The organism is Asaia sp. As-1742, from assembly GCF_011753235.1.
GTDB lineage: Bacteria > Pseudomonadota > Alphaproteobacteria > Acetobacterales > Acetobacteraceae > Asaia > Asaia bogorensis_B.
In genome coordinates this window covers 30,606-44,372 of sequence record NZ_VWWA01000015.1, presented here as the reverse complement: position 1 = coordinate 44,372, position 13,767 = coordinate 30,606, and the positions used below count along the sequence as shown (strand labels likewise).

Here is a 13,767-nt window from a genome sequence, read left to right as displayed (position 1 = left end):
CTGGTCCATTTCTGAAGAGAGCCCGCGATGGGCAGATGGAATGGAGGAAGGCATGGGACGTCAGCGGTTTACGCCGGAGCAGATCATCACGAAGTTGCGTGAGGTGGACGTGCTCGTCGGCCGAGGCGCGACAGCGGTCGAGGCGTGCCGACAGGTCGGCATCGCGGAGCAGACGCTGTATCGGTGGCGCAAGGAGTATGGCGGTCTGAAGGTCGACCAGGCGCGGCGGATGAAGGATCTGGAGCGCGAGAACGTGCGGCTGAAGAAGCTGGTCGCGGACCTGGCGCTGGACAAGGCGATCCTGCAAGAGGCGTCGAAGCTGACTTTTTAAGCCCCTCCCGCCGCTGAGAAGCGATCGAGCAGCTCCGCCGCGTACTGCCGGTGTCGGAGCGGCGGGCCTGTCAGGTGCTCGATCAGCACCGCTCGACCCAGCGTCATCCGTCGAAGGACGATGCTGACGAGCAGCGGCTGACATCGGTGTCGATCGCCCGGTAGATATCCTTCAGGGCTGCTGCGACGGACTTCCGGTCCTTGTAGGCCACGAAATCCAGCGAGTGCCGCAATAGATGGACGATGCACGTCTGCACCATCGCCTCGGGAAAAACGGCGCGGATCGCGTCCGGGAAGCCTTTCAGCCCGTCGACCACGGCCAGCAGAACGTCCTCGACGCCGCGATGACGCAGCTCGTTCATCACGCGCAGCCAGAACTTGGCGCCCTCGTTCTGTTCGATCCAGAGCCCGAGCACCTCCTTTTTCCCGTCCGCCCGCACCCCAAGCGCGATATGCACCGCCTTGTTGCGCACCACGCTTTCGTCGCGGATCTTCACCCGCAAAGCATCGAAGAACACGATCGGATAGACCGTCTCCAGCGGCCGGTTCTGCCAGGCCGCGACCTCGTCCAGCACGGCGTCCGTGATCACGCTGATCAGGTCAGGCGAGGCATCGACGCCATAGATCTCCACGAGATGCCCGCGGATTTCCCGCACGCTCATGCCGCGCGCATACATCGAGATGATCTTCTCGTCGAAGCCGGGAAACCGCCGTCGGTAGCGCGCGATCAACTGCGGATCGAACGTGCCGGCCCGATCGCGCGGGATCTCCAGTGTCACGCGGCCTGCCTCGGTCAGCACCGTCTTGCTGCCATAGCCGTTGCGGCAGTTCTTCCGACCCGCGCTACTCTCGCCGCCAAGATGGTGGTCCATCTCGGTGTTGAGCAGCCGTTCCGCCAGCATCTTCTTCATGTCGCCCAAAAGGGCATCGGCATCCGCCATGTCGCGGACCACACGGCCCGCCAGGACCTGGTCCATTACGTCGTCAGGAATGAGGGGCTTCTTTCGTCGAGCCATCAGGCGTCTCCTTGAGCCGCATCACACCAGACACACGAAATTCAGGATAGGCCGCGACGCGGGTCCAACTCCTGCTCCAGAATTGCGTAAGCCCGGTTGGCGAAGATGATGGTGACGACATCGAGGTGCTCGCGAGCTTGTGTCCATAGCCCCTGAAGACTGTACATCGCGCCCCCATCGCCATGCAGGCAGACGACCTTGCGCGTAGGAGCGGCGACTGCAGCCCCGACGCTGAGCGGAATGCCACTTCCGATGGCGCCTCCCGTCAGGTTCAGATGATCGTGGGAAGATGCCGCGTCCAGGAGATCGTAATAGGGAAAGGTCGAGGTCAGTCCCTCGTCGATGACGATCGCGTCTTCCGGCAAGTCTGCGGTGACACAACGTAGGATGGTTTCAGGCGTCAGCGGTTCATCGGACTGCGGAGCGGTCACGGTAAGCCGAGCAGGAGGGCAATATGCCTTTGCCTCGAGACGGTCAGCCAGACGTGCGAGGGCGTCCGGCCCGTTCTCACAGGGGCGCGTGAGCGTATGCAGCGCACAGCCCGGCGGGACGAGCCAACTCGGCCGGCCGGGATAGGCGAAAAACGCCACCGGCGGTTCCGCGCCGACGAGGATCAGATGGTCGAACGCCGCCAATTGCCGGATGACTTCGTCACCACGGTAATGTAGTCGCTCGATGACGGGATGATGTCCTCCTCGGCGGATTCGAGGTGCGAAGGTATCACAGAACAACTTCGTCCCTGTTCGTGCTGCTATACGCGCTGCCCACTGTAGCCCTTGCCCGTGTAGGACATCGCCACGCAGGAGAATTGCCGATCGGCTGGGACCGCGTAAAAGGCCAGTAACATGTTCAAGCGTGCTTTCGGGGATCGTCGCCGGCAATATCTCGGTTTCAGGCAGGCCGACCCGTTCGGCAGGAGCCCAAGCGGTATCAGCGGGTAAGATCAGCGTCGCGATCTGCCCAGGTGAACGACGGGCGCAGGCGACCACTGTGGCGACATCTCCCGGAAGAGAGCGGGCCGAGGCCGATCGACGAACCCAGTCGGATACAGGGCGCGCGAAGCCCGCGATGTCAGAGGTCAGGGGTGCGTCATACTGGAGGTGGTAGGTGGCATGGTCCCCAACGATATTGACGATCGGCGATTGTGCGCGTCGTGCGTTGTGCAGGCCGGCGAGGCCGTTCGCGAGGCCCGGGCCGAGATGCAGCAGTGTCGAAGCGGGTTTCCCCGCCATTCGGGCATATCCGTCGGCCGCTCCGGTTGCGACTCCTTCGAACAGACAAAGCACCGGGCGCATCGCGGGAACAGCATCGAGGGCAGCCACGAAGTGCATCTCGGACGTGCCGGGATTGGCAAAACACGTATCGACGCCACAGGCGACGAGCGTATGCAAAAGGCTTTCGGCACCGCTAAGCGACGTGCCGTTTTCCGATGGTACGGACATGATTGTGGTCCTTGGGAGTAAGCGTATTTAGCAAACAGCGTTCAGTGAGCGTGCAGGAGTCCGCCATCGACAGGGATGAGCGCGCCGGTCACGTACGAGGCCAAAGGGCTGGCGAGGAAGGCGGCGACGGCGCCGAATTCCTCGGGTGTCCCATAGCGGCCTGCTGGTATGGTTTCGAGATCCTGTCGCCGTACGTCCTCGGCGGAGCCGCCTTCGGTGTTCGCGCGTGACTGGTTGAGTTTTTGGACCCGAGCGGTATCGAAGCGGCCAGGCATCAACGTATTGACGGTGACTCCGTCACGCGCGACTTCACGGGCCAGAGTGCGCCCCCAATTGGCGAGCGCTGCTCTCAGGGCATTGGACAGGACAAGACCCGGGATCGGTTCGACGACGCTGGTGGACGAGACCATGATGAGGCGTCCGAAACCGTTCGCGCGCATGTTCGGCAGGAACGCGTCGGTCATGGTCATCACGGGCAACAGCATCGCCCGCGCCTGGGCCTCCCAGAGCGCGGCCTCGAAGACGGTGGCGGAACTGGGCGGCGGACCACCACCATTGCCGATCAGAATGTCAGGAACACCGACCTCATCTTTTATCGTGCTGATCGCCGCATGAACTGCGTCCTGCGATGCCAGATCGGCCACGATGCATGATATTTTTGCCGACGAAACAGCACGGAGACTTGCCGCCGCCGCTTCCAGGCGTGACGGGTCGCGGGAGAGCAGGCCGACATGCACGCCTTCCCTTGCAAGGGCATGGGCAATTCCGAGGCCAAGGCCGCTGCTGGCGCCCATGACAATGGCCGTCCGGCCCGATATTTGAAGATCCATTCCGTGTCCCTCTTTTCCCTGAACCAGGCGACATGGCATCGCCGCCACTTTTCAGGTTTTCTGGACAGGAAAATTACGTGCTGATGGGCCACAGGAGCCAATGCTCGTTTGACTGGGTTGATGACGTCAGGTCATCACGTGAGGCAATCAATGAGGGTCCCAAAGGTCGTTTGTGGCGGCTCCTTCGGACGTTAGCCACGCAATGAAAGCGCTGATCTCGCGTTCATGCTGGCGTCCGGGTCGGGTGACGACATGATAGGCGGTTCCGCAATCCATCCAGGGCGCGCCAGCACGCACCAGACGTCCATCGTCGAAATGAGACTGGATCAGGGAGCGTCTGCCGACCATGATGCCCTGGCCCGCCAAGGTCGCGCTGATGACCACATTATAGTCATTCAGCGACGTGACAGCGGGCTTGGAGGGGAGGCCAAGCACGTCGAGCAGTCGATCCCATTCGAAAGGTTGCGCCGCGCCGAATAATGTCCTGCCTGCGAATATCTGCTCCACGTCCGTGCTGTCTTGCCAAGCGGTCGGAGCGACGACGGGAGCCAGTTCCTCTCGCATGAACATGCGAGACCATGTTCCCCGCCATGGGCCTATTCCGTAACGCAACGCCAGGTCCGTCGATCCGGTATTAAGGTCAGTGAGGTGGTAGTCCGGCACGAGATCGACGGTGATATCCCGATGCTTCGTCGTGAAAACAGGCAGACGAGGGGCAAGCCATGACGCGGCCAGGGAGGGTAGAACGCTCACACGCAGCGGGGAAGCCGCGCGCTCGGTGACCTGAGACAGACCGTCGTGAAGCCATTGGAAAGCCTGTTCTGCCTTCTCGAAAAGCAGACGGCCTTTTTCCGTCAGCTTAATGGTGTTGCCACGTCTCTCGAAAAGCGGCACGCCCAGATCCCGTTCAAGGTTCTGGACATGACGGGTGAGCGCGCTTTGAGAAATGCCGATAGATTCAGCGGCGCCGCGAAAGCTGAGATGCCGCGCGACCGCGCAGAACGCTTCCATAGCCGTCAGGGGCAGACGTCGACGCATAATGTCCTCCCTTACAGACCGGTAAATCCATCGTGTTTTATTTGGGCTGTCGTGACATCATTACAAATGAAATCCAGAAACGCCCGCACTTTCGCGGGCGGAAGATGACGCGACGGATGATAGACATGAAGCGGAAAATATTCATCGCACCAGTCCGGAAAAAGGTCGATCAGGGTGCCGCTTCGCAGAAGCTCGTCGATTCCGAGCGTCATGGGCTGCGCCACGCCCAGCCCTGCGACACACGCGGCCAGGCCGGTTGCGACATCGTTCAGGATCAGGCGTCCGCGCACCGAGACATTCAGGATTTCGCCTTGCCGGTGGAATTCCCAGTCGAAAGGACGTCCGGTCGCCGGCTCCCGGAACAGCAGACATTCATGCGTGCCTGTTTCCAGATCTCGCGGATGGATGGGACGACCGTGACGCGCGATATAGGCGGGAGACGCGCAGGTCACGATCCGCGCTTCCAGCAATTTGCGTGTGATCAGACCGGAGGGCGGTGGCTCTCCGAAGCGGATCGCGACATCGAACCCTTCGGAGACGAGATCGCCCAGAGTGTCGCGTGCCACCAAATCCAGTGTCAATGCAGGATGGGTGTCGAGAAATGATCGAAGCTTTGGCGCGAGCAGGAGACTGGCGAACCATGGATCGCAATTGACGCGCAGCCGTCCGGAAACTGTCGCCGACGCACCGGCGGCGCTGCTTGCTGCCTCCTCGATCCCGGCGAGCAGGGGCGCAACCTCGGTCACCAGTCGATGCCCGGCCTCCGTCAATGTCGTTGAGCGGGCATTGCGGTCGAACAGCCGGACGCCGAGGCGGGATTCCAGGCGCGCGACGGCTCGGCTGACACCCGATGGCGTCAGGCCCATTGTCGCGGCCGCACGAGTGAAACCACCGGTCTCCGCCACCGCGATCAGCGTTTCGATACCGCTCAACAGCCTTGTATCGATAGCCATGGTTGATTTCTTGTCATCATTGGAATGACAGGATTGCGCTCGAATCATGAGATGTCCAGCAGGCATATGCGTCGCACAGGCGGTGCTTCTGCCGCCCGGAGCGGAGTGTGACGGATGAACATGAAAGACAAACGCGTCGTGGTGCTGGGTGGGACATCGGGAATCGGATTGGCGGTTGCAGAGGGGGCGGCAGGCGAAGGCGCGCGGGTTTCGATCGCCTCCAGCCGCAGGTCCAGCGTGGACGCCGCTTTGGCACGGTTGCCGGACGGAACGGACGGACACGCGCTTGACCTGCGTGATGAAGCAGAGGTGAGCAGATTTTTCGCTACGATCGGGCCCTTCGATCACCTGGTTTTCACGGCAGGAGAAAGCCTGCAACTCGGGCCAATCGCGGACATGGCGTTACCGTCTGCACGACAGTTCTTTGAGTTGCGCTATTGGGGCGCGTTGACGGCGGCGAAATATGCGGCGCCGCTGATCCAACCAGGAGGTTCCATCGTGTTTACCTCCGGCATCGCGGGTGCGCGGTCGCCGCAAGCTGGCTGGGCATTGGGCGCGAGTATCTGCAGCGCGATGGAAGGGCTGACGCGCGCGCTGGCGATCGAACTGGCGCCGATCCGGGTCAATATCGTGGTACCGGGCTTCGTGAAGACTCCGCTCTGGAACGACATTCCGGAGGAAAACCGTGAGGCGATGTACGCGACTGTCCGTGAGAAGCTGCCTGTGCGGCGTATCGGTGAGCCGGACGATCTGGCCGCCGCCTATGTGTTCCTGATGAAGCAGCGTTTCGCGACGGGACAGAGCTTCGTTATCGATGGGGGTGGCTTGCTGGTATAGAGAACCCTCAGGCGCAAGCAGAAAAGAGTTCGCCAAAACAGCTGTCAAACCACGCTTTGTTCTCAAACGGCGACTGTTGCAACTTGAGAAGCAATCCTGTCCCCGCAACCAAACAAATCCAGGCATAAACGCAAAAACCCCGACCCAAATAAGGGCCGGGGTTTTCATGCGTGACCGGGCGTCCTCTCGTGTCGCAGGATTCATACCACCTTCCGTTGATTACGACGCATGGGCCCAATTGCGTAGGCCGATGGCGATGATGCGCCACGGCTGATCGGCAAGCCTGTTCCAGGCGAAGCGGCAATGATCGAGGATGTCGTCGTAGGACAGGAAGATGCGGTTCGACAGGCAGTTGTCGCGCATGAACTGCCACACGTTTTCGACTGGGTTGAGCTCGGGGCACTTTGCTGGCAGCGCCAGCAGCGTGATGTTGGCGGGGACGACGAGGTCGCGCGAGCCGTGCCCACCTACGGGTGATGCCGTTCTTCTGGCCAACCCGGTCGGGCGTCACTTGCGCCCGACCGTCCTGCCACCAGACCTCTATGGGTATGCCGCGTGGGAGCTTTGCCCGGATCGCCGCCAACTGCGCGGGGAAAGCTTTTTAAAAGCGGGAATGGCGTCAGCATCCTGCGCGTGGTGGCGCGGCCGCGCGGTGAGCTTGCGATAGCCCGAGCCGCGCAGTTCCCGGCTCAGCGTCTGCGTGCTGATCGAGATGGCGAACTCATCCCAGACCCATTGCGCCAGATCGACCAGGCGCCAGCGGACCACCCCGTGCGACGCCGGGATCGGGCCGGTCTCGACCATGCGCATCAGCGCTTGGCGCTGCTCCGCGCCGAGCGGCGCTGGTGCCCCCGGCGCCTTGCCGTCGATCAGCGCGTCCGGGCCGCGAGCGTTGAACCGCACCACCCAGTCGCGCACGATCTGAAGCCCGACACCGCCCAACCGAGCAGCCTCGCCACGCGTGCCGCCGTCGTAGATCGCCGCCAGCGCCAGCAGCCGCCGCACTTGACGGCCATCCTTGCTCACCCGAGCCAGTCGCCGCAGATCGTCCCCATCAAAATCCAACCGCAAACCGATTGCCGCCGCCATCGCAAACCTCCCACAGCCGGTTACGGTGAATCATCTCCGTGCGCGCTTGGGAATCCCCCGCGTGAGTCAGCCTCTCATGGAGTTGGTCTGACTCATGAGTGCTGGGGGTTGCGCGTTGTGGGGTGTCGTGATTCGCAGGGTGCCTGGTTGGCAGGAGCATCCTGGGATGGGCAAGGCGCTGGCGCTGCGCGAGGATTTCGATGCGGCTGGTCTGCGATCGCTGGCGCGGGCCACGAAGCACGCCGGGCAGTCGAGGCGGTTGCTGGCGCTGGCGTCGATCTACGATGGGGCTTCGCGCGGGGACGCGGCGCGGCTGGCGGGCACCGACCGGCAGATCGTGCGTGACTGGGTCGTGCGGTTCAACGTCGACGGTCCGGATGGGCTGCGTGACCGGCACGGCGGCGGTGTCGCGCCTCGGATGACGCCGGCGGTCATGGAAGCGCTGCGCCGACGGGTCGAGGAGGAGCCCATTCCCGCGGTGCATGGGGTGGTGCGGTGGCGGCAGGCCGATCTCGGCCAGTGGCTGTTCGAGGAGCATGGCATCTCGCTGTCGAGGGCGCGACTGAGCGAGATCCTCCGCGCGCTGAACTTCCGCCTGCTGACCGCCCGGCCGCGCCACCATGCGCAGGACCCGGACGCGCAGGCGCTTTTTAAAAAAGCCTCCCGGCCTCCCTCGCCGCGATCCAGGCCCGGCATCCGGATGCCGCGATCGAACTCTGGTGGAGCGACGAAGCCCGCATCGGCCAGAAGAACAAGCTGACCCGCCGCTGGGCGCGGCGTGGGACGCGGCCGCGCGCGCCGGCCGACCAGCGCACCGCCTCGGCCTACCTGTTCGGTGCCATCTGCCCCGCCCTGGGCAAGGGAGCAGGGCTGGTTCTGCCCTGGTGCAACCTCGAGGCCATGAACCACCATCTCGCCGCCATCGCACAGGCTGTGACACCGGGCGCCCACGCCGTGCTGCTGCTCGATCAGGCCGGCTGGCACACCAGCCCCCGGCTCGTGATCCCGCCCAACATCACCATCCTGCCCATCCCACCCCGCTCGCCGGAATTGAACCCGGTCGAGAACCTTTGGCAGTTCATGCGCAACACTTGGCTGTCGAACCGTGTGTTCCGCTCCTACGAACAGATCGTCGACCTCTGCTGCGACGCCTGGAGACAACTCCTCGATCAACCCTGGAGGATCATGTCCATCGGACTACGCACGTGGGCGCATGGGTTCTGACGAACCAGAATTGGTATAATATCCGCAAATACGCTCCTGCCAGTTTGTGTACTCCCGAGTACGCCCCCTTACGATCGCGATCGATTTTCTTGTTGCGATCTGGAAATGCGTGCCTCTTCTATCTGCCCCGTTGTGGTCCGGAGTGTCGGACAGCATGCGCAAATGGGGATCAACATGCGGACAGCCGCACTTCAGAACGTTGCCAACGTGCGCGGCATCTCGATGCTGCGTACGGCGATGGGGCCGGCGATCGCATCGCTGCTGGCCGATCCCGCCATCGTCGAGGTGATGCTTAACCCGGATGGACGGCTGTGGATCGACCGGCTGTCCGAGGGGCTGTCCGATACGGACGAGCGCGTGACGGCGGCTGACGCTGAGCGGATCGTGCGCCTGGTCGCGCATCATGTCGGGGCGGAGGTGCATGACGGCGCCCCGCGCGTTTCGGCCGAACTGCCGACCGGGGAGCGGTTCGAGGGGCTGTTGCCACCGATCGTCACAGCCCCCAGCTTCGCAATCCGCAAGCCTGCTGTCGCGGTCTTCACGCTCGACGATTATGTTGCGACGGGCATCATGACGGCAGCGCAGGCTGATTTCCTGCGTCACGCCGTAGCGGTCCGGAAGAACATCCTGGTCGCGGGCGGCACCTCGACCGGCAAGACGACCCTGGTCAACGCGCTGTTGGCCGAGGTCGCGAAGACCAACGATCGTGTCGTGCTGATCGAGGATACACGGGAGCTGCAATGCGCGGCACCCAACCTCGTCTCCCTGCACACACGTGACGGCATCGTCACTTTGTCCGAACTGGTGCGCTCGGCCCTGCGCTTGCGCCCCGACCGTATCCCGATCGGCGAGGTGCGCGGGCCCGAGGCGCTGGACCTTCTCAAAGCCTGGGGCACCGGCCATCCCGGCGGCATCGGCACGCTGCACGCGGGGACCGCGATCGGCGCGTTGCGGCGGCTGGAACAACTGATTCAGGAAATCGTCGTCACCGTCCCACGCGCCCTGATCGCCGAGACGATTGACATGATCGCGGTCCTGTCCGGCAGGGGCAACGCCCGTCGCCTGACCGAACTCGCCACGGTCGACGGGCTCGATCTCCTGACCGGCGATTATCGGCTTGGCTATTCCGCCGCATCTGCCAGCGCCGGACATCCTGATCCACTCGATCTGTCAGATACCGAGGAAACGCCATGATGTCGCAGATTCTGTCCGCGCGCGTGATCGCGCGCACGCCCCCCGGCCCCCTGTCCCGTCTCGCCAGCATGGCCGGCATCGCCCTCTTCGCGGCGACGTCTTCCGCCTGGGCTTCCGGCTCCGGCATGCCGTGGGAGGAGCCGCTCAACCAGATCCTCGAATCCGTCCAGGGTCCGGTCGCCAAGATCATCTCCGTCATCATCATCACCGTCACCGGCCTGACGCTGGCCTTCGGCGAGACGAGCGGTGGTTTCAGGAAACTGATTCAGATCGTGTTCGGCCTGTCCATCGCTTTTGCCGCGTCCAGCTTCTTCCTGTCGTTCTTCAGCTTCAGCGGCGGGGCGCTGATCTGATGATGCTTGGATACGACGATGACGCGGTGGCGGGCTTCTATGTCCCGGTGCATCGCTCGCTCACCGATCCGATCCTGCTCGGCGGCGCGCCCCGCGCGGTGGCCATCGCCAACGGCACGCTGGCGGCTGCGATCGCGCTGGGCTTGCGCCTGTGGCTGATCGGGGCCGGGTTCTGGATCGTCGGACATACGCTCGCGGTTTGGGGTGCGAAGCGCGACCCGTTCTTCATCGAGGTGGGGCGGCGGCATCTGCGCTACCCCGCCTGGCTGCGGGCATAGGGAGATCAGCCATGATGTCCCTTGGCGAGTATCGTAATCGTAATTCCCTCCTGTCCGACTTCCTGCCCTGGGCCGCGCTGGTCGAACGAGGTGTCGTCCTGAACAAGGATGGGTCTTTTCAGCGTACCGCTAAAATACGCGGCCCCGATCTGGATAGCGCAACGTCAGCCGAACTGGTTGGCGTGACTGGTCGCCTGAACAATGCGCTCCGTCGTCTCGGCTCCGGCTGGGCGGTGTTCGTGGAAGCGCAGCGCGTCCCGGAGACTCTTTATCCCGAGGGCGATTTTCCCGATGCCGCCAGCCAGATGGTCGATCTGGAACGGCGCGAACAATTCGAGGATGAGGGGGCGCATTTCGAGAACCGGTATTTCCTGACGCTGGTCTGGCTGCCTCCGGCGGAATCCTCGGGCCGGGCGGCCCGGTTTCTGTACGAGGGCCGGGAGCGCGAGGGCGCCGATCCACACGGGATGCTTCATTCTTTCGTGGATCGGAGCGACCGGCTGCTGGCCCTGCTGGACGGGTTCATGCCCGACGCCTCCTGGCTCAATGACGGCGAGACGCTGACCTACCTTCATTCGACCATCTCGGTTCGGAACCAGCGCGTTCGTGTGCCGGAGATCCCCATGCACCTCGACGCGCTGCTGGTGGACCAGCCGCTCGCCGGTGGCCTGGAACCGAAACTGGGCGCTGCCTTCCTCAAGACCTTGACCATCACCGGCTTTCCGTCCCGGACCTTTCCTGGAATCCTCGACGACCTGAACCGTCTGGCGATGTCCTATCGCTGGTCCACCCGTGCGATCCTGCTCGACAAAACGGACGCGACCAAGGTGCTGACGAAGATACGGCGTCAGTGGTTCGCCAAGCGGAAATCGATCGCGGCCATCGTGCGTGAGGTCATGACCAACGAGGCCTCGGCGCTGGTGGACAATGATGCCGCCAACAAGGCGACCGACGCCGATCTGGCCTTGCAGTCCCTCGGCGCGGATGACGTCGGGCAAGCATACGTCACCGCCACCGTCACGGTCTGGGATGGCAGCGCCTCCATCGCCAATGAAAAGCTGCGGCTTGTCGAGAAGATCATCCAGGGCCGCGATTTCACCTGCATGGCGGAAAGCGTCAATGCCGTGGAGGCGTGGCTCGGCTCTCTACCCGGCCATGTCTATGCCAATGTGCGCCAGCCTCCGATCTCGACCCTGAACCTCGCCCACATGATTCCGCTGTCCGCCGTCTGGGCTGGGCCGGAACGGGACGCGTATTTCAAGGCGCCGCCGCTGTTCTACGGCAAGACCGCCGGGGCGACGCCGTTCCGGTTTGCGCTCCATGTCGGCGATGTCGGTCACGCGCTGATCGCCGGGCCGACCGGGGCAGGGAAATCCGTGCTGCTGGCGCTGATGGTGCTGCAGTTCCGGCGCTATCAGGGCGCGCAGGTCTTCGCGTTCGATTTCGGCGGGTCCATGCGCGCGGCGACGCTGGCGATGGGCGGGGACTGGCACGATCTCGGTGGCGGGCTGACGGACGAGGGTGACAACGATCATCCCGCCGTCTCCCTTCAGCCGCTGGCGCGGATCGACGATCCCGCCGAACGCGCCTGGGCCGCCGAATGGATCGGGCAGATTCTCGCGCGCGAAGGCATGGCGCTGTCGCCCGACGTGAAGGCGCTGCTCTGGTCGGCGCTGACTTCGCTGGCGTCCTCCCCGGTCGACGAGCGGACCCTCTCCGGTCTCGCCGCGCTGCTCCAGTCCAAGGCGCTCAAGCAGGCGCTGGCGCCGTACTGCCTGGGTGGTGCCTGGGGCCGCTTGCTCGACGCGGATGCCGAACGCATCGGGGATGCCGACGTGGTGGTTTTCGAGACCGAGGGGCTGATCGGGTCGGGCGCTGCGTCGCCCGTCCTGTCCTATCTGTTTCATCGCATCGAGGGCCGTCTCGACGGGCGACCGACCTTGCTGGTCATCGACGAGGGGTGGCTGGTGCTCGATGACGGCGACTTCGCCGGTCAGCTCCGCGAATGGCTGAAGACGCTCAGGAAGAAGAATGCCAACGTCCTGTTCGCCACGCAGAGCCTGTCTGACATCGCCAACTCCCGCATCGCCCCGGCGGTGGTGGAAAGCTGCCCGACACGGATCTTCCTGCCGAACGAGCGGGCGATCGAACCGCAGATCGCGGCCATCTATCGCGACTTCGGTCTGAACGACCGCCAGATCGCCATCATCGCGCGGGCCGCCTCGAAGCGGGAGTATTACTGCCAGACCCAGCGCGGCAATCGCCTGTTTGAACTGGGATTGGGGCCGGTGGCGCTGGCCCTGTGCGCGGCGTCCGGCAAGGACGATCACAAATTGATCGACCGAATCCTGGCCGAACATGGGCGGGACGGGTTCCTCCCGGCCTGGTTCGACGCGCGTGGCGTGTCATGGGCGGCCGAGCTTCTCAGGGATGGAGACGTGCCGTGAGACAGCAACTGATCCCCATTGTTCTTGCCGGCATCTTGTCGACCGTCGCCGTTCCGACGGCCCACGCCCAGTGGGCGGTGTATGACGGGGCGAACCATGTCCAGAGCGTGCTGATCGCCGCGCGCGAACTCCAGCAGATCGACAACGAGATTTCCTCGCTCGCCGATCAGGCGCAGATGCTGGTCAACCAGGCGAGGAATCTGGCGAGCCTGCCGCTCTCCACGCTCTCGACGCTGCAATCGACGATCGCGCAAACCACGGCGTTGCTGAACCAGGCGCAGAACATCGCCTACAGCGTCACCTCGGTCGAGCAGCAATACCAGCAGGCCTACACGTCGATCTCGTCCTCCCTCTCCGACAGCGCGCTGTTCAGCCAGGCGCGGACACGCTGGCAGAACGCGGTCGGCGGATTCGAAGACGCGCTGAAGACGCAGGCCACGGTGGTCGGGAATATCCCCTCCGACAACAGCGCCATGACCCAGCTCGTCTCGGCCAGCCAGAGTTCGAGCGGCGCGCTCCAGGCGGCGCAGGCGGGCAATCAGCTTCTGGCCCTCCAGTCCCGGCAGCTCTCCGACGTGATCGCGGTCCTGTCCGCGAACGGGCGGGCGCAGGACCTGGATCGCGCGCGTGAAGCGGCGACCGAGGCGGAAGGACAGGCGCAGTACCAGCACTTCTCTCAGCACGACGCTTATGTTCCGGGCACCGTCAGCATGTTCGGCGGCGGGAACTGACCGCG

Annotated in this window: 12 protein-coding genes and 2 pseudogenes; 8 read left to right on the top strand and 6 right to left on the bottom strand. The window is 63.9% G+C overall.

Going from position 1 to position 13,767, the window contains the following annotated elements:
• Positions 1 to 52: 52 nt before the first annotated feature.
• Complete coding sequence (locus tag F3J08_RS14950; protein WP_166931089.1) at positions 53 to 331, top strand: transposase; 279 nt, start codon at positions 53 to 55, stop codon at positions 329 to 331.
• A gap of 136 nt (positions 332 to 467) precedes the next feature.
• Here F3J08_RS14950 and F3J08_RS14945 read toward each other — a convergent pair.
• From F3J08_RS14945 to F3J08_RS14925, 5 genes and pseudogenes are all read right to left on the bottom strand, one after another.
• Positions 468 to 1,346 (bottom strand): annotated as a pseudogene (locus F3J08_RS14945) (IS256 family transposase); the annotation flags it as partial.
• Positions 1,347 to 1,387: 41 nt separating this feature from the next.
• On the bottom strand, positions 1,388 to 2,788 hold the full coding sequence (locus F3J08_RS14940; RefSeq protein ID WP_240149385.1) for an acetolactate synthase large subunit: 1,401 nt from the start codon (positions 2,786 to 2,788) through the stop codon (positions 1,388 to 1,390).
• A gap of 41 nt (positions 2,789 to 2,829) precedes the next feature.
• A complete protein-coding gene (locus F3J08_RS14935; protein ID WP_166931087.1) occupies positions 2,830 to 3,618 on the bottom strand; it encodes an SDR family oxidoreductase in 789 nt (262 codons plus the stop codon).
• 147 nt (positions 3,619 to 3,765) lie between these two features.
• Positions 3,766 to 4,656 carry a LysR substrate-binding domain-containing protein gene (locus F3J08_RS14930; RefSeq protein ID WP_166931084.1) on the bottom strand — a complete coding sequence of 297 codons (891 nt, stop codon included), beginning with the start codon at positions 4,654 to 4,656 and terminating at the stop codon, positions 3,766 to 3,768.
• Positions 4,657 to 4,667: 11 nt separating this feature from the next.
• Entirely contained in the window at positions 4,668 to 5,609 is a 942-nt protein-coding gene (locus F3J08_RS14925; RefSeq protein ID WP_166931081.1) for a LysR family transcriptional regulator, read from the bottom strand.
• Between the two features lie 120 nt (positions 5,610 to 5,729).
• Between F3J08_RS14925 and F3J08_RS14920 the strand changes: the two genes are divergently transcribed.
• The gene (locus F3J08_RS14920; RefSeq protein ID WP_166931078.1) at positions 5,730 to 6,446 is read left to right on the top strand and encodes an SDR family oxidoreductase; all 717 of its coding nucleotides are present in this window, start codon (positions 5,730 to 5,732) and stop codon (positions 6,444 to 6,446) included.
• 219 nt (positions 6,447 to 6,665) lie between these two features.
• On the opposite strand, the pseudogene F3J08_RS14915 reads toward F3J08_RS14920, so the two are convergent.
• Positions 6,666 to 7,535, bottom strand: a pseudogene (locus F3J08_RS14915) (winged helix-turn-helix domain-containing protein).
• 166 nt (positions 7,536 to 7,701) lie between these two features.
• Here F3J08_RS14915 and F3J08_RS14910 point away from each other — a divergent pair.
• The 6 genes from F3J08_RS14910 (at position 7,702) to trbJ (ending at position 13,762) form a co-directional block, all read left to right on the top strand.
• Positions 7,702 to 8,759 (top strand): IS630 family transposase gene (locus F3J08_RS14910; RefSeq protein ID WP_166931075.1). Its coding sequence is split into 2 segments (ribosomal slippage): positions 7,702 to 8,197 and positions 8,197 to 8,759, totalling 1,059 coding nucleotides; the frame shifts between segments, so codons are not numbered across the junction.
• 174 nt (positions 8,760 to 8,933) lie between these two features.
• Positions 8,934 to 9,953, top strand: coding sequence for a P-type conjugative transfer ATPase TrbB (trbB, locus tag F3J08_RS14905; RefSeq protein ID WP_166931072.1), 1,020 nt, complete (start codon positions 8,934 to 8,936; stop codon positions 9,951 to 9,953).
• A gap of 68 nt (positions 9,954 to 10,021) precedes the next feature.
• On the top strand, positions 10,022 to 10,306 hold the full coding sequence (locus F3J08_RS14900; protein ID WP_240149389.1) for a TrbC/VirB2 family protein: 285 nt from the start codon (positions 10,022 to 10,024) through the stop codon (positions 10,304 to 10,306).
• A gap of 2 nt (positions 10,307 to 10,308) precedes the next feature.
• On the top strand, positions 10,309 to 10,584 hold the full coding sequence (locus tag F3J08_RS14895; protein ID WP_166931125.1) for a VirB3 family type IV secretion system protein: 276 nt from the start codon (positions 10,309 to 10,311) through the stop codon (positions 10,582 to 10,584).
• 11 nt (positions 10,585 to 10,595) lie between these two features.
• Positions 10,596 to 13,031 carry a conjugal transfer protein TrbE gene (trbE, locus tag F3J08_RS14890; protein ID WP_166931069.1) on the top strand — a complete coding sequence of 812 codons (2,436 nt, stop codon included), beginning with the start codon at positions 10,596 to 10,598 and terminating at the stop codon, positions 13,029 to 13,031.
• Positions 13,028 to 13,762 (top strand): P-type conjugative transfer protein TrbJ, encoded by a 735-nt coding sequence (trbJ, locus tag F3J08_RS14885; RefSeq protein ID WP_370458750.1) that lies wholly within the window; start codon positions 13,028 to 13,030, stop codon positions 13,760 to 13,762. The genes trbE and trbJ overlap by 4 nt, the downstream gene beginning before the upstream one ends.
• Positions 13,763 to 13,767: the final 5 nt, after the last annotated feature.